This window comes from Burkholderia mayonis, assembly GCF_001523745.2.
GTDB classification, from domain to species: Bacteria; Pseudomonadota; Gammaproteobacteria; order Burkholderiales; family Burkholderiaceae; genus Burkholderia; species Burkholderia mayonis.
In genome coordinates this window covers 2533939-2553579 of sequence record NZ_CP013387.1, presented here as the reverse complement: position 1 = coordinate 2553579, position 19641 = coordinate 2533939, and the positions used below count along the sequence as shown (strand labels likewise).

The following is a 19641-nucleotide window of genomic DNA, read 5'->3' as shown; positions in this document are numbered from 1 at the left end:
AGCATCGTTGCATGGCGCCCGGTCCGCGCGCAATTGCGCGTCCACACGCGGCCGTTCGGCTTGCTAGGCGCACTTCATGGAATTGCACTTGTCGGGCCATGCCCTGCCGCGTCTGATCCGCTCGCATCCCTGGCCGATACAAATATTCCGATTCGGTAATTTCCCGATTTTCATAATATCCGTAAAAAATACGGATATTTTTTATGAAACTATCCATTTAAAAAATGTTGTTTTGATGTCGTTTTCTGATGGTGAATTATTTCGGTTTGGATTGAATGGTTTCGTGGAAATGAACGACTCGATGAATTGATGTGTGGATGGGTTTGTTTTGTAACAAAACACTTACTCTTATATAAACATACTCACACTAATCAAGTTTCAAATTTATTATTTTTGTCGTAGACTTCGCTTCGGTTCAATTATCCCGATTAATGCAGGGATGTCATCATCCGCAACTGGCGGCGCTTGATGACGGCGCCGGACGTTTCCGGTTTCGTTTCAATGCCTCTTGCTTGAACCGGTGCCAGCGCGTCAACGGCGCCGGAGCATCATCCGTTTGTCCCACAAAGTCTCGCCGGTCGTTGGCTGTAATCGTCCGCTCACGGTCGATGAATGGCGTTGCGCAATCCAGGCGTCGATCATTGCCGCACGGAAAAAATCGAATCGTTCAGCCTCTTCCATCAAGGTAATCGACGGATTATTTCACCAATCCAAACCGATGGTGCGCCTGATTTGAGATGAATTCGTGCATTTCAGGTTGTGGCGGCGAGCAGTGTTCGGATTCGTGCGAACAATCGAGCCCTTGCTGAATGATGAACTGAATCGTCTCACGCAGTCGAGTGTCAATCGGCTGCCGATTCGTCTTCGGATGTATCGGCGGCCAGTCAGGTAGGGATTCATCCGCAATTGTCTATCGAGGCGTCCGTGCGAACGCGCACGGACGCTTGCTCATAACTTGCACCATAAGCATGGAGTACCTGCACCATGACGACATCAACCCTCGATTCGCCGCGCCTTTCCGAACACGAGGCGCGCACCCCGTCACCGCGGCACGTGGCCGATCTGCTGTTGCGGGCCGCGCGGCTGCATCCGCACACGGGCGTCCGTTTCGTTTCGGCGGAGTCCGCGGAAAAGGGCGTATTCCTGACGTATCCCGAACTGCTCGACCAGGCGCGCCGCATATTGGGCGGCCTTCGGGCGCGCGGCTATCGGCCCGGCATGAAGGTCGCGCTGCTGCTCGAGCACGCGAACGATTTCATTCCGGCATTCTGGGCTTGCGCGCTCGGCGGATTCGTCCCGTGTCCGCTCGTGCCGATTCGCAACGACCCGGAACGCTGGGCGAAGCATCTCGCGCATGTCGACACGCTGCTCGATCACCCGCTTCTCGTCACGACCGAGGCGCTGAAGAGCGATCTGCCGTGCGGCACGCTCGCCGTCAACCTGAACGCGCTGCGCGCGGGGGTGCCCGACGAGTCGGTTCACGCCGCGCAGCCGTCGGATCCCGCGGTCTTCGTGCTCACGTCCGGCTCCACCGGCAATTCGAAGGCGGTCGTGCTCACGCACGACAACCTGCTGGCGTCGATGGCGGGCAAGAACGACCGTCAGCAGCTCACCGCCACGGACGTCACGCTCAACTGGATCTCGTTCGATCACGTCGCCGCGCTTCTGGAAGCGCACTTGCTGCCGCTCTATGTCGGCGCCGTGCAGCTTCATGTCGAGTCCGCCGCGATCCTGACCGACACGCTGCTGTTCCTGCGCCTCATCAGCCGCTATCGCGTCACGATGACGTTTTCCCCGAACTTTCTGTTCGGGCAACTGAATGCCGCGCTCGAATCGATGGGTGACGAAGCGCTCGAGGCCTTGCGCCGCACGCTCGATCTGTCGCCGTTGCGGCACATCGTGTCGGGCGGCGAAGCCATCGTCGTCGCGACCGGGCAGCGTTTCCTCGATCTCCTCGCGCCTTGCGGACTCGCTCCCAATGCGATGTGGCCGGCTTTCGGCATGACGGAGACGTGCGCCGGCTCCGTGTATTCGCGCGAATTCCCGGAAGGCGACGCCGATCGCGAGTTCGCGTCGCTCGGCCTGCCGGTCCTCGGACTGCAGATGCGCATCGCGGACGATCGCAACAATCTGCTGCCGGACGGCGAGCCCGGCGAGTTCCAGCTGCGCGGCCCGATGATCTTCCATCGCTATCACAACAACGACGAAGCCACGCGCGCCGCATTCACCGATGACGGCTGGTTCCGCACCGGCGATCTCGGACGCATCGAGAACGGCAGGCTCTGGCTCGTCGGCCGCAGCAAGGACAGCGTCATCGTCAACGGCGTCAATTACTTCAGCCACGAACTCGAAACGACGCTCGAGGAGCTGGACGGCATCAAGCGCTCTTTCGTCGCGGCATTTCCGACGCGCAACAGCGGCGACGAATCGGAGCAGCTCGTCGTGACGTTCACGCCGTCGTTTCCGCTGGAAGACGAGGATCAGTTGCACCGGCTGATCATCGCGATCCGCAACGGCACGATCCTGCTGTGGGGCTTCCGGCCCGCACTGATCCTGCCGCTGCCGGAAGACGCGTTCCCGAAAACGAGCCTCGGCAAGACCCAGCGCACCATCATGCGCAAGCGCCTGGAGGCGGGCGGATATGACGGCTACAAGGCGTCCGTCGCCGACATGACGAATCGTCAGATCGGCGGCTACGTGGCGCCCGCCGGCGAGACTGAGACCGCGGTCGCCGCGATCTTCGCGGAGATGTTCCAGGTCGCGCCCGACGCCATCAGCGCGACCGCCAGCTTCTTCGATCTCGGCGGCACCTCGCTCGACATCCTCAAGCTCAAACGGCACGTCGAGCAGCGGTTGCACGTCGTCGATCTGCCGATCGTGACGATCCTCCAGAACCCGACGGTGCGCGCGCTGGCCGCACGTCTCGCGTCTGGCGAGCGCGTCGCGGCGGGCGAATACGATCCGGTCGTGCCGCTTCAGCTCACGGGCGCGAAGACGCCGCTCTTCTGCGTGCATCCCGGCGTCGGCGAGGTGCTCGTGTTCGTCAATCTCGCGAAGTACTTCGTCAACGAACGTCCGTTCTATGCGTTGCGCGCCCGGGGATTCAACGAAGGCGAGACGTACTTCTCCAGCTTCGACGAGATGGTGAACACGTATGTCGAAGCGATCCGCAAGCGGCAGCCGCACGGACCCTATGCGGTCGCAGGCTATTCGTACGGCGGCGCTGTCGCGTTCGAAATTGCGAAGGTGCTCGAATCGCAAGGCGAGCGTGTGGACTTCGTCGGCAGCTTCAATCTGCCGCCGCACATCAAGTATCGGATGGACGAGCTCGACGAGGTGGAAGGGGCCGTCAACCTGGCGTTCTTCCTGTCGCTGATCGACAAGCAGCAATCCCTGACGCTGCCCCCGCAACTGCGCGCCGCGATGCCGGAGCAAGACCCGCTCGCGTATCTGATCGACAACGCACCGCCCGGGCGGCTCGCCGAACTCGATCTGGATCTGCTGAAGTTCCGCGCATGGGCCGGGCTCGCACAGTCGCTGCTGACGCTCGGACGTTCGTACGCACCGTCCGGCAACGTGCAGTCGATGTCGATCTTCTATGCGATTCCGCTGCGCGGCGCCAAGGAAGACTGGCTGAACAAGGAGCTGCGCCGCTGGGACGAGTTTACGCGCGCGCCGAATCGCTACATCGACGTGGCGGGCGAACACTACACGCTGATGGGGCCGGCGCACGTCGGCACGTTCCAGGCGGTGCTGCGCTCGGAACTCGACCGCGCGCTCGGCGGCAAATAACCTCGCGTTTCATGTGACGGATGACCGAAAAGAGGATTCTCATGACTGTGTCAGGCATCGATACGCGCGTTGACGCGAAGCGGAAGAATGCGGAGAAGAAAATCTTGATCACGGGCGCGACCGGCCAGGTGGCGCGGCCCGTCGCCGAGGCGCTGGCGGCGGAGCACGAAGTCTGGGCGATCGGCCGCTTCAGCGATGCGAGCGTCGAGGACGCGTTGCGCGCGAAGGGCGTCAACACATGGCGGTGGGACATGGAGCGCGACACGCTCGACGGCCTGCCCGACGACTTCACGCACGTGCTGCACGCGGCAGTCCGGCGCGGCGAGGACGGCGATTTCGACAAGGCGATCGAGGTCAACACGGTCGCCACCGGCCGCCTGATGACGCACTGCCGGACCGCCGGCGCGTTCATCTACGTGTCGAGCGGCAGCCTGTACGCGCGTCAGGCGCTCGACCATCCGTATGCGGAGACGGACCCGCTCAACGGCGTCGCGCACTGGCTGCCCGCTTATCCGATCGTCAAGATTTCATGCGAAGGCGTCGTGCGCGCGTTCTCGGCCGTGCTCGGCCTGCCGACGGTCATCGCGCGTCTGAACGTCGCGTACGGCCCGTACGGCCACGGCGGCGTGCCGGTGCTGCTGTACCGGCAACTGCTCGCCGGCAAGCCGGTTCCGATCCCGCAGGAAGGCCAGAACTGGGCGTCGCTGATCCATACCGACGATCTCGTCCGGCAAGTGCCGCTGCTGTGGGACGCCGCGACGTCGCCCGCGCTCGTGCTGAACTGGGGCGGGGACGACGCCGTCGGCATTCAGGACTGCCTCCAATACATCGCGGACATCACGGGCGTCGATGCGCGTTTCGAGCGCAGCGACGTGACGCGGGAAACGTACGCGTTCGACAACACGAAGCGGCGCGCGCTCATCGGCGATTGCATCGTGCATTGGAAAGAAGGCGTGCGCCGGACCATCGAAACCCACTTCCCCGGGGCGGTCAAGCCGCGCTCGGCCGTGCAATCGTAACGCGCGAGACAGGAGAGTTTTGCGATGTCGACCAACATGCAGACCGTACGGGCCTCGTACGAGGCCTTCCACAACCGCGACCTGCCCGGCGTGCTGGCCGCCCTCGCGCCGGACGTGCTCTGGACCCACCCGGACGGCATGAGCCCGTACGGGCTCGGCGGAACGAAGAAAGGTCACGACGAAGTGATCGCCTTCATCAAGCACGTGCCGACGCACATCGCCGAGATGCGGCTCGCGCCGGAGGCGTTCATCGAGTCCGGCGACCGCATCGTCGTGCTCGGCACGCGCCGCGTCACCGCAGTCAACGGTCGCAGCGGCACGTTGAAGTTCGTGCACGTATGGAAGTTCGCGAACGGCAAGGCGGTCACGTTCGAAGACCATTTCGATACGGCCGAAATGATCAATCTGATCGCGGCCTGACGGTCGCGGCTCGCGCGGCGACGACGACGCTTCGGGCGCCGTCCGGCCCGCCGCGTTTCTTCGCGTCGCCGCGCGAGCGCACGACGACAGGCCGAACCCATATCTCATGCAAAGGAGCAACTTCATGGCGGAAGTGGAAGCGAACCCGGCACCGCATATCGCGATACTGCAGATGATCACCGGCAAGTGGAACGCACAGGCGCTGTATGTCGCCGCCGAGCTGGGCATTGCCGATCTGCTGGCGGAGAAGGAACGGACGGCGGACGAGCTGGCCGCCGCGACGGATACCCATCCGGAAGCGCTTTACCGGGTGCTGCGCGCGCTCGGCAATCTGGGTGTTTTCGTCGAAGGAGACGGGCGGCGGTTTCGCAACAGCCCGCTCGGCGACACGCTGCGGCGCGACGTGCCGGGCTCGATGCGCGGGATGGCGCGCATGGCGGGCATGGATGTGGGCTGGCAGGCGTGGGGGCAACTGCTCTACAGCGTCAAGACCGGCCGGAGCGCGTTCGAGCACGTCGTGGGCGGACCGGGCTTCGAGTACATCGGCGCGCACCCGCAAGTCGCGCAGCTCGTCAATGATGCGATGACGAGCATCAGCGAACTGGAGTCGCCGACGGTGGCCCGCGCGTACGATTTTTCCGGAGCCCGAACGATCGTCGACGTCGGTGGCGGACACGGCTTTCTGCTGGCGACGCTCCTTCTCGCGAACCCGAACGCGAAAGGCGTGCTCTTCGAACTGCCGCACGCTTGCGATGGCGCGCGGCGGCTTTTCGCGAAGCACGGGCTGACCGAGCGCGTGGAGGTGGTGCCGGGCGACGCGAGCCGGTCGATCGACGCGCGCGGCGATATCTACGTGATGAAGCATGTCATCTGCGACTGGGACGACGAGCAGGCCATTCGGATCATGAAGAACTGCGCGGAAGCCATGCCGTCGGGTGGAAAGCTTTTGCTGGTGGAGGCCGTGCTCACGCCGCCCGGCGAGCCGCATTTCGCGAAGCTGCACGATCTGGAAATGCTCATCATGAGTTCCGGCGGACATGCGCGCACGGCCGACGGGTATCGGCGGCTCTACGAGGCAGCCGGGCTCTCGATGACGGCGGTTCATCCGGCAGAAGGCATGCACAGCGTCATCGAAGGCGTCAAGGCGTGACGCATGCCGCGGACCGCGCGGATCGGCGCGGTCCGCGGCCGTTCGGCTCGCCGGCAATCGGCGTGTGCTCGACGGTCGGTAGCGCGCACATGCGCGTGTAATGGGCGCGCGGCTCGATCCAATCGGGCCGATGCTGTGCGCACGATCGATGGCGAACGGCAAGCGCGCGGTGCGACGTCGATGGCGCTCGGTTCGAGGCCGGATGCCGGCGCACGATGCGCAGCGCCGGCTGCGCGGCTCTATGCGCGAGGTTTCATCACCACGCAGATAGGCCCATCGAGCGGATGATCATCGTCTATGGATACCAATCCGATCCGCAGCACGGACGGCGACAAGTACACGTAGCCGGAAAGCCCCGATAAACCTCCACCGTGGCGCTGCCTGTATCCGTCGGCATCGGCCGCAGGTCGGCATCGCGTCTCGTGCGCCTCATCGATTCCACGAGTTCGTCGGCAGCCGCGCAGGCGGAAGGAAACCAGCGGCGACGACGATCGTTCGTGCGGCACGCATCCGCTGTCACGCGCCGCACGGCGCGCCGAACAACTCGCCGGAGAGGTCGGCGAGGTTGCGACCGGCGACCTCGATCGTGCCGCGGGTCGGCCGGTTGAGGCCGACCACGCACTTCAGGAACGTCGACTTGCCGTAACCGTTGCTGCCGAGCCCATGAGCGGTGATGTCACGTCCGGCCACGAGAATCCCAACGAGCGCTCGCCATGCAAACGTCGCTGCGCGCGACTCGGTTCGACCGGCGTGATGTCCCGGACGACCGGTTCGCGACCGCGAGAACGTGCGCGACCTGAAATTCAGCGGCGCAGCGCTGCTTTGGGCGCTTCGAAGTGCGGTGCTGCAATGATGTTCCGGCCCAGCATCTTCGCGCGATAAAGCGCGCGTCGGCGGCCGCGACCAGCGTTTCCGGCGTTTCGAACGGATTGCCGCTGCTCGTCGCATAGCCCGCGCTCACCGTGACGTAGCTGGGCGTCATGTCGGCGGCGATACGCAGGCGTTCGACCGATTGCCGCACCTGCTCGGCGATCGTCGCCGCGCCGCGTTCGTCCGTGCCCGGCAGCACGACGGCGAATTCCTCTCCGCCATAGCGCGCGACAAAATCGTTAGGATGACTCGCCACGCCGGACAGCGCGGCCGCGACGGCGACGGCGACGAGACACGTGTCCCCTTGCAAATGGCCGAATGCGTCGTTGTAGTGTTTGAAATGATCGACGTCGACTATCACGAGTGCGCTGGGTTGATTGTGCCGATTCGCATGGCGAAGGGCCTTTTCGAAGCGCTCGTATTCCGCGAACCGCTGCGTCGTTGCGTTACTTTAGTCGATTCGGGACGCATCGTCATTCGAGTGCGATGTGCGTCGCGCGGCGATGGATGAATGCGTTTTTTCGATTGCCGCACGCGCGAGCGAGTGCCGGACGACGAGATCGTCGGTGCGGTGCGTCAAAGGCTTTGCGCAAGTGGCGTGCTTCGACGGAGCGAGTTCGTTTCCGGCCTGACGCCGCGAGCGACGCGGTGCGGGCGCATGAAGCGCGCGGTGCTCGGCGTCTGGCCGGTATCCCGTTTTCATTTCCCGAGCCCGCGTGACGCGTGAATTCGCCGCCGATGCCTCGCCCGCGATTCGAACGCCTGCGTTGCAAATGTTGCAGGGCCGATCGCCATCGTCGATCAGCAGGCCTACCATATCCGGGATGTCCGGATGCTGCCCGCGGCGCGGCCTCGAAGGCACGCGGATCGCTTGCGAGGCGGCATGCATTCCGTGCTGCAGCAACGAAGGAGAGCGCAATGACTCGACGCTTCGACGCAATCATCATCGGCACCGGTCAGTCCGGCCCCCCGCTCGCCGCCCGGCTGTCCGGCGCGGGCATGAAAGTGGCCGTCGTCGAGCGGGCGCGCTTCGGCGGGACGTGCGTGAACACCGGCTGCATCCCCACCAAGACGCTGATCGCGAGCGCGTACGCGGCGCACCTGGCTCGACGGGCCGGCGAATACGGCGTGGCGATCGGCGGGCCCGTCACGGTCGACATGAAAAAGGTGAAGGCGCGCAAGGACGAGATCTCGGCGCGTTCGAACCATGGTGTCGAACAGTGGGTCCGTGGTCTGGAGAATGGCGCGGTCTATCAGGGCCATGCCCGCTTCGAGAGCGCGCACGCCGTGCACGTCGGCGACGCACTGCTGGAAGCCGACCGGATCTTCATCAACGTCGGCGGGCGGGCGCTGATTCCGCCGATGCCGGGACTCGATCAGGTGCCCTATCTCACCAACTCGAGCATGATGGACGTGGACTTCCTGCCGGAGCATCTGGTCATCGTCGGCGGCAGCTACGTCGGGCTCGAGTTCGGCCAGATGTACCGGCGCTTCGGATCGCGCGTGACGATCGTGGAAAAAGGCGCGCGGCTGATCAAGCGCGAGGACGAGGACGTGTCGCAGACGGTGCGGGAGATTCTGGAAGGCGAGGGAATCGACGTCCGGCTCGACGCCGATTGCCTGAGCGTGCGGCGCGACTCGGACAACGTGGTCGTCGGGCTCGATTGCGCCGCCGGCGCGCGTGAAGTGGAGGGCTCGCATCTGCTGCTCGCCGTCGGGCGCGTGCCCAACACCGACGATCTCGGACTGGACAGGGCCGGCGTCGAAACCGACGCGCGCGGCTACATCAAAGTGGACGAGCAGTTGCGCACCAACGTCGAGGGCATCTGGGCGATGGGCGACTGCAACGGCCGCGGCGGATTCACCCATACGTCCTATAACGACTACGAGATCGTCTCGGCCAACCTCCTCGACAACGACTCACGCAGGGTGTCGGACCGCATCCCGGCCTACGCGATGTTCATCGATCCGCCGCTCGCCCGCGTGGGAATGACGCAGGCCGAAGCGGTTGGATCGGGGCGCAGGCTGCTGGTCGGCACGCGCCCGATGACGCGCGTCGGGCGCGCGATGGAAAAAGGCGAGAGCCAGGGATTCATGAAGGTGATCGTCGATGCGGACAGCGAAGCGATTCTGGGCGCGTCGATCCTCGGCGTGACGGGCGACGAAGTCGTGCATTCACTGCTCGACGTGATGTACGCGAAAGCGCCGTACACGACGGTCAGCCGCGCGATGCACATTCACCCGACCGTGTCCGAGCTGGTGCCGACGCTGCTTCAGGATTTGCATCCGCTGGAATAGCGTTGGGGGGATCGCCGGGACGCACGCGTGAGCGGAGCTTTGTTCCCGATCGAGCGAGCTTCCGCTCATGGCCGAGAGCCGGATGTTGAGCCCCCGGCGTTGCGCAAGCATCGGCGTTCGGGCCGACGCGTTGCGCCGGCCTGCGACTACCGCACATCATTCAGGCATCCGCACCATCGGGCGCATCGCCCCCGGGCGCGAGCGGCCGTGACGAATCAATGCGCGCTCCAGCCCTTGTAGCTCTTCACGTTGTCGCGCGTGATGAGTGTGGGTTCGAGCAGGATCATCGAATTGGCGGGCTTGTGCCCGTTCATGATCCCGTAGCCGACCGCGACGGCCTTCTTCGCCATCGCGAACGGGTCCTGGCTCGACGACGCCTGCACCTGCGTGTCGCTCTTGAGCGCGGTCTCGATATCGGGCGCGCCGTCGACCGACGTGATCACGATGCCGTTGCGATGCAACTGCTTCGCGGCGAGGTCGCTGCCGATCGCCTGCGGATCGTTGATCGTGAAGAGACCATCGACCTTCGGAAAGCGCGTCAGGTAGCCCTGCATCGCGTTCATCCCGCCTTCGCGCGAGCCCTTGCCGTCCTGATCGCTCGACAGCAGCTTGAGGCCCGGATTCTTCGTGAGCACAGCCTTGCAGCCGTTCACGCGATCGACGACCGCGGACACCTGCGGGCCGTTCTCGATGATCACGTTGCCCTTGCCGCCGAGCTTCTTCGCGAGGTAGTCGCAGGCGAGTTCGCCCGCCTTCACGTTGTTCGTCTGCACAGTCGCGTCCGCGCCGGCCGCCGCGACGTCGACCGCCACCACCGCGATGCCGGCCGCCCGCGCCTTGCGCACGGCGGGCTCGATCGCCTTCGGATCGGCGGCGTTCAGCAGGATCATGTCGACGCGTGCCGAGATGAAGTTGTCGATCTGCGTGAACTGCTTGTTCAGGTCGTAATCGGCGGAAACCGCGGTGACTTTCGCGTTCGGATTGATTTCCTTCGCCTGCGCTTCGGCGCCTTTCACGACGGTGACGAAGTACGGATTGCCGAGCGAGCCGACGGTGATGCCGATTGACTTGAGCGGCTTGTCGGCCGCGTGGGCGGCGCATGCCGCGAACGCGAGCGCGCATGCGAGGCCGGTCTGAACGAGCTTGTGCTTGATCTCCAACATGTCGTTGTCTCCGTATGGTCCGTGATGGAGGGCGCGCGCGAGGACCTGCGCGCGCGCCGCATGGCGGTTCGCTGCGTCAGGTGCGGGCCGATTCGTGCTGGCGGTAGCGGTCGAGCGCGACGGCGCCGATGATCACGAGCCCCTTGATGATGTACTGCCAGATGTCGGACACGCCGAGCAGCACGAGCCCGTTCGACAGCACCGCGATGATCAGCGCGCCGATCAGCGTGCCGACGATCGAGCCGACGCCGCCGACGAAACTCGTGCCGCCGAGGATCACCGCGGCGATCGCGTCGAGCTCGTACGACTGGCCGAGCTGCAGGCCGTTGGCCGCATAGAGCCGCGCGGCCGACATTAGCGCGCCGAGGCCGGCGAGCAGGCCCGACGTCGCGTAGACGAAGAGTTCGATGCCGCGCACGTTGATGCCGGACAGCCGCGCGGCTTCCGGGTTGCCGCCGACCGAGTAGATTCGCATGCCGAGCACCGTGCGGCGCAGGATGAACCACGAGATCGCGACGACGGCGAGCGCGATCACGACGAGCCACGGCACACCGAGGATCGAACCGTTGCCGATGAACGCGAACGGCAGCTGCGGGTTGAAGATCGTCGCATCGTTGCCGATCAGGCGGGCGATCCCGCGCACGGCGGTCAGCGCGCCGAGCGTGACGATGAAGGGCGGCAGGCGCAGGAACGAGATCAGCCCGCCGTTGACGACGCCGAACGCGAGCCCGACCAGCAGCGCGACGGGAATCCCGAGCCAGCCCCAGCCGGGAATGTTCGATGCGAGAAGCGACGCGACGGCGGCGGCGGCGAGCACCGAGCCGACCGACAGGTCGATGCCACCCGTCAGGATCACGAACGTCATGCCGGCGGCGAGCACGATGTTGATCGACGCCTGCTGCGTGACGATCGACAGGTTCTGAAGCGTGAAGAAACCGTCAGTCATGAAGCCGAAGCCGATGCACAGGAGCATGAGGACGGGCAGCATGCCGGCCGTGCGCATCAGCGCCTGCATGCGCGCGCGGTGGTCGGCGGCGCGCTGCGGCGCGCGGTGCTGCGCCGGACCGGGCGGCACGGAAGCGATCTCGCTTTGCTTCATCTGTTGGGTCATGGCGATAACCTGAAAGTGAGATGACAAGTCGACGGTGGCCGCTCAGTGCGCGGCCGCCGCTTCGGTGCGGGAGCCGGTGGCGAGCGCGATGATCGCTTCCTGCGTGATCCGCTCGCCCGTGTGTCCGCCGAGCTCGCCGGCGATCCTGCCTTCGCGCATCACGAGAACGCGATCGGCGACGCCGATGATCTCCGGCAACTCGCTCGAGATCACGATGACGCCGACGCCGGCGCGCGCGAGATCGTTGATGATCCGGTAGATCTCCGATTTCGCGCCGATGTCGACGCCGCGCGTCGGCTCGTCGAGGATCAGCACGCGCGGCTTCGTCTCGAGCAGGCGCGACAGCAGGACTTTCTGCTGGTTGCCGCCCGACAGCGCGCCGACGTTGACGTTCGCATGCGGCACGCGGATCGACAGCGACGCGATCGCATCGCGCGCCCGCTGCGCGCCGCGCGCGAGATCGAGCGCGCCGAGCCGCGCGTCGCGCCCGCAGACCGAGATGTTGATGTTGTCGCGCACGCTCATGTCGAGGAACAGGCCCTGGCGCTTGCGATCCTCGGTCAGGTAGACGAGCCCGGCGTCGATCGCGTCGCGCGGAGAATGCGCATCGAACGTCTCGCCGCCGAGCTTGATTTCGCCGCGCACGCGCGGCTCCGCACCGAAGATGAGCCGCGCGAGCTCGGTGCGGCCCGCGCCGACGAGGCCCGCGATGCCGAGCACTTCGCCCGCGTGCAGATCGAGGCTGCAGCCGCGCACGCGGCCGCCGTCCGCGACGTCGCGCACCGACAGCAGCAGATTGCCGGGGTCGTACGGCGCGTGCGCTTTCTTGTAGAAGCCGGAGATGTCGCGGCCGACCATCATGCCGACGAGCCGCTCGGCCGACAGCGCGTCGCGGTCGAGCGTGCCGACGTACGCGCCGTCGCGCAGCACCGACACGCGGTCGGACAGCTCGTAGATCTCCGCCATCCGGTGGCTGATGTAGATGATCGCGAGGCCTTCGGCGCGCAGTTGCCGGATCAGCCGGAACAGGTTCTCGGTCTCGCGCGACGACAGCGGCGTGGTCGGTTCGTCCATCACGAGGATGCGCGCCTTCGTGTGGACGGCGCGCGCGATCTCGACGAGCTGCTGCTCGGCGATCGACAGCGTGCCGACGAGCGTGTTCGGCCCGAAGTCCGCGCCGAGTCGCTCGAGCACGTCCTGGCAGCCGCGCGCCATTGCGGCGCGGTCGATCGTGCCCCAGCGGCCGTTGCCGCGGCGCAGCTCGCGGCCCACGTAGATGTTCTCCGCGACGGTCAGGTTCGGCGCGAGGCACAGTTCCTGGTAGATCACGGCGACGCCGGCATCGCGGGCGGCGAGCGGGCCGTCGATCGCGACCGGCGCGCCGTCGATGAGAATTTCGCCGCCGGGATCGGCCTGGTACGCGCCCGACAGGATCTTGATGAGCGTCGACTTGCCCGCGCCGTTCTCGCCCATCAGCGAATGGATTTCGCCGGGACGGACGGTGAGGCTCACGTCGACGAGCGCGCGCACGGCGGGGAACGTCTTGCTGATGCCGCGCATCTCGAGCAACGGACGTGACGGATCAGAACGCCGCATATCTGGCCTCCTGCGATTCCGCGCTTGCGCCTCTGAGGATGCCGGCGCGGGGGGAGAAGTTGAAGAACATCGGCAGCGTCGCGGCGCCGATCGCGCCGGCGTCCGAGCCGAACGAGCCGCGCACCAGCGCGGGCGTGCCGCGCGCTTCCGGCGCGTTTGCCGCGAGCGCCGCATGCAGGCGTGCGATCAGCGTGTCGATCAGGCCGGCGTCGGTGTCGGCGTCGAGCACGACGACGGGCGATTCGAGCACGGCGAGCGCCGCGCGCAGCGCGGGCGCGAGCGCGTCGACGCAATCGTCGATCCATTCGTCGACGGCCTTCGCGCCGCGCGCGATGCAGGCTTCGAGATCTGCGCGATTCTCGACGGGTTCGCCGCAGTAGCGCAGATGCCGGATGAGCCCGTTGAGCGACGCGCGCGTGATCAGGATGTCCCACGCGCCGCGCGGATTCGGCGCCGAAGGCAGGCGGCTCGGCGGCACCGGCATCATCGCGAAGTCGCCGGCGTTGCCGGTGACGCCGCGCAGGCAGTCGCCGTCGACCGCGATGCCGCCGCCGATCGCCGGCCCGAGGAACAGGTAGACGAAATCGTCGCGCTGCCGGCCGCAGCCGTAGAACAGCTCGGCGATCGCGGCGGCGTTGCCGTCGTTTTCGCTGAAGACGGGCAGCGCGATCGCACGATCGAGTTCGCTCGCGAAATCGACTTCGGCCCACGCGCCGAACGCGTCGGCTGGCAGGTCGAGCTCGCGCAGCCAACTGCCGAGGTTGTACGGCTGCGCGACGCCGACGCCCGTCAGGCGTTCGCGTTCGTGCGCGGAGAGGAGCTGCTGCATCGCGTCGACGTCTTCCCGGACGATGTCGAGCACGACGGCGGGCGGCGGGAGCAGCGTATCGTGCGAGCGGCGGCCGAGCACGTCGCCGGCGAAGTTGACGAGCGCCGTCTCGATGCGCATCCGGTCGAGGCGCACGCCGATACCGAACGCGCCGCGCGGATCGAGGCGGATCAGCGATGCGGGCTGGCCGCGCTGGCCTTCGACGCGGCGGCCGGCGAATTCGATCAGCTTCGCGTCGGCGAGCGACGCGATGATGCCGCCGACCGCGGTGCCCGTCAGATTGGCGAGCCGCGCGAGATCGGCCTTCGACGCGCTGCCCGCGCGCCGCAGGGCCTTCAGCAGGAGGCGCTCGTTGTAGCGGCGCACGTTGGCCGAATTGCTGCCCTGGCCGATGTGCGGACTCCTCATGATGTCTCCTCCGGGTTTGGCGCGATTCGCCAGAGGTTAAATAAATCAAGTTGATTTATTTAACTGCGAGACGTCGGACGTGTCTGCCTAGGGGATTCCCGGGGGCCGGGGATGGGGGTGTCGTCGATGACGATTTGCTTTCAGCAGGCTGTGTGCTCGCTGTCGAACGCCGCTTGCGAGCGTCCGGAATGGCCGAGCGCTTGGGCGGTTCGATCGCATTTCTGAATGGAATGTCGTCATCGGGGATGGCGTTGATTCGTCATCCAAAATGGATGAATCGTCGCGCGTACCGGATGAAGGCGTGGCTGAAATCGTATGGTCTCGATCTTCATCGAGGCATCGGGCGAATTCGAGATGTTGCGGCGAATATGACCGAACCGGTGACTTTCCGATGGATGGAAAGCCGGCGTCAGTCCGTCCGTCGACCGGGTATGCATGGCTCAATCGACGGACGTTCCCGGCAACATCAGGCGATGCCTGGGCCGTTCAAGCCGTGCTCATGGCGAAGCCGCCGCCGGCGGCCGCAACGGCTGAGCGCCGGGGATGTCGGGCGCACCGCGCTGCCCTTCGACGGGCGCCCGCGTCGTCGCCGGATCGGGGCTCCAACCGGTCCCGCCCGGCTTGACCTTGACGGGCGGCAGCGCCTTGACGAGCGGCCGGTTCGGCGGCGCGGGCGGAGGCGGCGGCGCGGGCTGCGCATGGTCGGGCGCAAGCGAGGTCGGCGCAGGCGCGGCCGCCGGAATCGGCTCCCGATTCGCAAGCAGTCCATAGCGCCAACCTGCCGCAGCCATTCCGAGCAGCATCGCCGCAGCAAGCGCCAGCCAACTCGCGCGCGAGCTCACCAGTTCACCTGATCGTTCAGCGTCAGCGTGCCGCTCGTCGGCGTCTGGAGCTGCCGATTGCCCGACCCGTTCTCCCACGTCACGCTGCCGTCCGCGTTCTTGCGATAGTACTTGTACTGAATCGCCTGACCGGCTGGCATGTTGACGGTGTTGCTCCACACCGGGTAATGGGTCGGGTCGACCGGAATGCCGAGATCGGTGTTCCAGTTCCCGAGTGCGGCGACGCTGCCCGTCACGTAGACCTGCTGGCCGAGCTGGGTGCTGGCGTTGACGTTGATCGCCACCGACACCTGCCCGCTCCGCAGCGGCGCGACGCAATTGTTGTAGCGCGCGCAGACGACCGACGGAATGTCGACGATGCGGCCGGCCTGAATCGACGCCAGCAGGCTGATGTACTCGCCCATCGCCCAGTTCAGCGGCGCGATCGACTTGGTCGGCTGGCCCGGCGCGTAGCCGGCCGGCGTGGTCACGGCCCAGCCGTCGGGCAGCGTCGTCGAATTCGACCACACTTGTTCCGGCAGGAAGCCCTCGGGCGTCGTCAATTGCTTGAGCGTCGAGAAATACGCGCTGCCCGCGCCGCCGCTGCCTTGACGCGCGATCTCGTACATGCCGCGCTCGGCGGTGAAGATCGGCCACAAGCGGCCGGCTCCGGCGCCGTCGAAGTTGCTGCCGTCGTTGTGCTCGCCGTAGCCGTCGAAGTTGTAGCGGAACCACGCGTTGGGCGAGAGCGCCGGCGTGTTCGCCAGGCTCAGCGACTGGCCGAGCACGCTGTCGTAGACCGAGATCGTGTTGACGATGGTCGAATCCGTCGCGCGCTTGACGCCCATCCGGACCAGTTCGAAGAAGCCGCCGTCGACGACGCGCCGCGCGTCGTGGCTGCCGCCGCCGTTCTTGACGGACAGCGTCTGCGGCGTGTCCGGGCCCGCTGTCGGCGCGAAGCTCGCGCGATCGGTGCCGGTGCCGGAGCGGCTCGCCGGATTGATCCGGATGTAGTAGCTGCCGTTGCCGAACGAGCCGGTCGACGTGTACGTCCACGCCGCGACGTTCTCCTGCCAGTAGTCGGCTGCGGCGAGGTAGCGCGCGGCGCTCGTCGTGTCGCCGTTCTGCGTCGCGATGTCGGCTGCCGTGACGAGGCCGGCGATCTCGGCGGCGATGGTCGACGGCGAATAGCCGGCGTTCTCCTCCCAGCGCTCCTGATAGGTCCACGGACCGGTGTCGACGATGTAGTTGGCGGTGAGCTTGATCTTCGGCCACAACGGATTGAACACGCTCGGGCCGAGCCGCCACGCGAGGATGATCGGCATCGCCTGCTCGTCCATCTGCGTGCCTTGCCAATACGGCCAGCCGTTCACCCACGCGTTCTGCGGGAAGCGCCCGACGCGGCTGTAGCCCTGTGAGCAGCCGGATGCGTTGTATTCGGCGGCGCCGCAGTCGGTCGTCTGTTGCAGCGTATTGAACAGATAATCGACGACGCTCGTGGCGGTCGACGTGTCGCCCGCCGTCGTCAGCGCGTTGGCGAACTTGAACAGATCGCGCGGCCAGACGAGGTGATAGCCGCCCGCATTCGCGTCGCCCTGCGTTTCCCCCCACGGCGTGCCGATGCCGGCGATCATCGCGCCGTTGCTCTTGTCCTGCATCGTCTTGAGCGTCATCGCGGCCAGATAGTAGCCGTCGTCGGCGGCGCCGTTCTGCGACGACAGGCCCGCCGCGTAGTTGTGCCACGCCGCGTCGTACTGCTGCTGCTCGCCGGCGAGATCGCTGCCGAGCACCGTGTTCGCATCGCCGAGCGCCTGGTCCTGCGTGCCGCCGAAGCCGAGCACGACGTCGAACGACACGCTCGTCGCGGTCGGATCGCCGAGGTCGATCCAGCCCATCTGCGCGACGTTGCCGTTGGTGGCGGACGAGAAGGTCCAGTCCATCGTCTTGCCGGCGGTGCCGCCGAGCAGGTCGGTCCAGCCGTCGCTCTGTCCGACGAAGCCGTTCGACGTCATGCCGACGCCGTTGACCGCCTTCCACGGACGGCTCGTCACGAGCGCCGAATAGCGGCTGTTGTGATTGGCGACGAGCGCAGTGCCGCCGCTGCCCGACACCGTTTGCGCGGTGTTGTTGCTGCCGGCGTTGTCGAGGTACGGCTTCGACAGCATGTAGAGGTTGAAGTCGCCGACCTTGTGGCCGTTGAGCGCGGTGAAGGTGACGCGCTGGACGATCGCGTTGTAGTTCGGATCGGCGAAGACGATCTTGCGGATCTGCCAGTTGTGCGCGCTGTTGCTGGTGGTCACTTGCCAGCTCATCGTGCGCGTGTCAGTCTGCGCGGCCGAGTAGGCCTGCAGCTTTTCTTCGTCGACGAAGGTCTTGCCGCTATCGCCGACCAGGAACTGCAAGTCGACGGATTCGGGGGTGTCGAGGACCGGATAGTAGACCTCGGACAGGATGCCGCGATAGCCGGTGAAGTAGACCCGCGATGCGCCGTTGACCGCGGTGCCGAGGAACGACTTGGCCGCTGGGCCTCTCACCGGCGTCGCGCCGGGCGAACCGAACGCTTCGGCGGCCGACGCGGACGCTGGCAACGCTGCGACGCCCGCCATTACCGCCAAACTGCCAACCAGCACCGCCTGTTTGAATCTGAAGTGCTTTGCCGACATTTTCGTCTCCGTTATGAGTTCGTATGCTGTCGTTCTTGTAGCAAAACAACATGCGCTATATCTCATGAGAAGCCGAAAGAGTCAATATTTTCAATGTCTTGTAGTCGACTATGTATTGATACTACATCCGCTCGGCAGCGCCGCGGCGTTCAACGTCAATCGAGCGGCTTGCCCGCCTTGTCGTCCATCGAGCGCAGCGCGATCAACGTCAGCGCGCCGCAGCCGATCGCATAGTACGCGGGCGCGTTCGCGTCGCCGGTCGCGGCGATCAGCCACGTGACGAAGAACTGCGCGAATCCGCCGAAGATCGCGACGCCGATGCTGTAGACGAGCGCGCCGCCCGTCGCGCGCACCGCGCGCGGGAACAATTCGCCGAGCATCGCGCTCATCGCGCCGATGTTGATCGCATGCACGCACGAGAGCGCCGCGATGATCGTCAGCAGCGAGACGGCGCCCGGCCAGCGGTTCAGCGCGACGAATGCCGGATAGATCGTGAGCATCAGCGCGATGCGCGTCCACCAGACGATCCGGTTGCGCCCGTAGCGATCCGACAGGCAGCCGCCGATCGGCGTCACGATCGCGAGCGTCGCGCCCGCGATGCAGCCGGCCATCATCGACAGCCAGCTCGGCAGATGCAATACCTGCACGCCGTAGATCGCCATGTAGAACACGATGATGTAATGGATCGACGTGCCGCCGATCGTGATGCCGAGGCCGGTGAACACGGCTTTGCCGTGGTGGCGCAGTACATCCGCGAGCGGCAGCGATGCGGCGTCTTCGCGCGAAGCGGATGCGGAGCGCGCCGCGGCCGGCGTTTCGTCGACCGTGCGCCGCAGCCAGTAGCCGAGCGGCGCGAACAGCGTGCCGATGACGAACGGCACGCGCCATCCCCAGCTTTCGAGCTGCGCGGCGCTGAGCGTCGACGTCAGCACGACGCCCGTCAGCGCGCCGACGAGCGCCGCGAGTCCCTGGCTCGAGAACTGGAACGATGCGTAGAATCCGCGTTGCGCCTGCGGCGCCTGCTCGATCAGCAGCGTGGTCGATGCGCCGACCTCGCCGCCGGACGCGAAACCTTGCAGCAGTCGTGCGATCACGAGCAGCAGCGGCGCCGCGATGCCGGCTTGCGCGTAAGTCGGCGCGACCGCGATCGTCGCAGTGCCGAGCGCCATGATGAGCAGCGTTGCGATCATCGCGCGCTTGCGCCCGACGCGGTCCGCGTACATGCCGATCACGAGACCGCCGAGCGGGCGCGTGACGAATCCGACGCCGAAGCTCGCGACTGCGAGCATCAGCTGTCCGAACGAAGAGTGAACCGGAAAGAACAGCTTGCCGATCAGGATCGCGAAGAAACTGTAGACGGTGAAGTCGTAGAACTCGAGCGCGTTGCCGACCGCGGCTGCGGCGATCAGGCGGCGTTTTTTTGCGGCGGCGCGCGCGTCGGCCGGCGCGCCGGCGAAATTGAGCGTGGATGTTTCCATGTGATCCCCGAAGAACGCAAGAC

Annotated in this window: 17 protein-coding genes and 1 pseudogene; 7 read left to right on the top strand and 11 right to left on the bottom strand. The window is 65.9% G+C overall.

Features of this window, described 5'->3' with window-relative positions; translation table 11 throughout:
- Positions 1-76 precede the first annotated feature (76 nt).
- From WS70_RS32050 to WS70_RS30345, 5 genes are all read left to right on the top strand, one after another.
- Positions 77-310, top strand: coding sequence for a hypothetical protein (locus WS70_RS32050; RefSeq protein WP_159082995.1), 234 nt, complete (start codon positions 77-79; stop codon positions 308-310).
- 246 nt (positions 311-556) lie between these two features.
- Positions 557-736 carry a hypothetical protein gene (locus tag WS70_RS32045; protein WP_156438095.1) on the top strand — a complete coding sequence of 60 codons (180 nt, stop codon included), beginning with the start codon at positions 557-559 and terminating at the stop codon, positions 734-736.
- A gap of 248 nt (positions 737-984) precedes the next feature.
- Positions 985-3792: a non-ribosomal peptide synthetase gene (locus WS70_RS30355; protein ID WP_059596895.1), complete on the top strand. Its 2808-nt coding sequence runs from the start codon at positions 985-987 to the stop codon at positions 3790-3792.
- 20 nt (positions 3793-3812) lie between these two features.
- Positions 3813-4811, top strand: coding sequence for an NAD-dependent epimerase/dehydratase family protein (locus tag WS70_RS30350; RefSeq protein ID WP_418230162.1), 999 nt, complete (start codon positions 3813-3815; stop codon positions 4809-4811).
- A 24-nt stretch (positions 4812-4835) separates the two neighbouring features.
- Positions 4836-5231, top strand: coding sequence for a nuclear transport factor 2 family protein (locus tag WS70_RS30345; RefSeq protein ID WP_059471108.1), 396 nt, complete (start codon positions 4836-4838; stop codon positions 5229-5231).
- Here WS70_RS30345 and WS70_RS33335 read toward each other — a convergent pair.
- The gene (locus tag WS70_RS33335) at positions 5212-5523 is read right to left on the bottom strand and encodes a hypothetical protein (protein ID WP_226382990.1); all 312 of its coding nucleotides are present in this window, start codon (positions 5521-5523) and stop codon (positions 5212-5214) included. The two genes, WS70_RS30345 and WS70_RS33335, sit on opposite strands and share 20 nt — an antisense overlap.
- Here WS70_RS33335 and WS70_RS30340 point away from each other — a divergent pair.
- On the top strand, positions 5404-6381 hold the full coding sequence (locus tag WS70_RS30340; RefSeq protein ID WP_226382984.1) for an acetylserotonin O-methyltransferase: 978 nt from the start codon (positions 5404-5406) through the stop codon (positions 6379-6381). The two genes, WS70_RS33335 and WS70_RS30340, sit on opposite strands and share 120 nt — an antisense overlap.
- Before the next feature lie 516 nt (positions 6382-6897).
- Here the strand turns inward: WS70_RS30340 and WS70_RS30335 are convergent.
- The 3 genes and pseudogenes from WS70_RS30335 to WS70_RS32600 all read right to left on the bottom strand — a co-directional run bounded on the left by WS70_RS30335 (position 6898) and on the right by WS70_RS32600 (position 8140).
- Positions 6898-7071, bottom strand: coding sequence for an ATP-binding cassette domain-containing protein (locus WS70_RS30335; RefSeq protein ID WP_226382895.1), 174 nt, complete (start codon positions 7069-7071; stop codon positions 6898-6900).
- Positions 7072-7184: 113 nt separating this feature from the next.
- A pseudogene (locus tag WS70_RS30330) lies at positions 7185-7669 on the bottom strand (GGDEF domain-containing protein); the annotation flags it as partial.
- Positions 7670-7702: 33 nt separating this feature from the next.
- Positions 7703-8140 (bottom strand): hypothetical protein, encoded by a 438-nt coding sequence (locus WS70_RS32600; protein WP_059596896.1) that lies wholly within the window; start codon positions 8138-8140, stop codon positions 7703-7705.
- A gap of 29 nt (positions 8141-8169) precedes the next feature.
- Here WS70_RS32600 and WS70_RS30320 point away from each other — a divergent pair, with 29 nt between their 5' ends.
- The gene (locus tag WS70_RS30320) at positions 8170-9549 is read left to right on the top strand and encodes an FAD-containing oxidoreductase (protein WP_059596897.1); all 1380 of its coding nucleotides are present in this window, start codon (positions 8170-8172) and stop codon (positions 9547-9549) included.
- Between the two features lie 215 nt (positions 9550-9764).
- On the opposite strand, the gene WS70_RS30315 is transcribed toward WS70_RS30320, so the two are convergent.
- The 7 genes from WS70_RS30315 to WS70_RS30285 all read right to left on the bottom strand — a co-directional run bounded on the left by WS70_RS30315 (position 9765) and on the right by WS70_RS30285 (position 19618).
- Positions 9765-10712 carry an ABC transporter substrate-binding protein gene (locus WS70_RS30315; RefSeq protein ID WP_059596898.1) on the bottom strand — a complete coding sequence of 316 codons (948 nt, stop codon included), beginning with the start codon at positions 10710-10712 and terminating at the stop codon, positions 9765-9767.
- Positions 10713-10788: 76 nt separating this feature from the next.
- Positions 10789-11823 (bottom strand): ABC transporter permease subunit, encoded by a 1035-nt coding sequence (locus tag WS70_RS30310; RefSeq protein ID WP_059471103.1) that lies wholly within the window; start codon positions 11821-11823, stop codon positions 10789-10791.
- Positions 11824-11865: 42 nt separating this feature from the next.
- The gene (locus WS70_RS30305) at positions 11866-13419 is read right to left on the bottom strand and encodes a sugar ABC transporter ATP-binding protein (RefSeq protein WP_059596899.1); all 1554 of its coding nucleotides are present in this window, start codon (positions 13417-13419) and stop codon (positions 11866-11868) included.
- Entirely contained in the window at positions 13406-14656 is a 1251-nt protein-coding gene (locus WS70_RS30300) for an ROK family protein (protein WP_059471101.1), read from the bottom strand. Before WS70_RS30300 ends, WS70_RS30305 begins: the two co-directional genes overlap by 14 nt.
- A gap of 497 nt (positions 14657-15153) precedes the next feature.
- Positions 15154-15501, bottom strand: a complete 348-nt coding sequence (locus WS70_RS30295) for a hypothetical protein (protein ID WP_059596985.1) — start codon at positions 15499-15501, stop codon at positions 15154-15156.
- Positions 15495-18140: a glycoside hydrolase family 15 protein gene (locus tag WS70_RS30290; RefSeq protein WP_059596900.1), complete on the bottom strand. Its 2646-nt coding sequence runs from the start codon at positions 18138-18140 to the stop codon at positions 15495-15497. Before WS70_RS30290 ends, WS70_RS30295 begins: the two co-directional genes overlap by 7 nt.
- Positions 18141-18295: 155 nt before the next feature.
- Complete coding sequence (locus WS70_RS30285; protein ID WP_059471099.1) at positions 18296-19618, bottom strand: MFS transporter; 1323 nt, start codon at positions 19616-19618, stop codon at positions 18296-18298.
- Positions 19619-19641 lie beyond the last annotated feature (23 nt).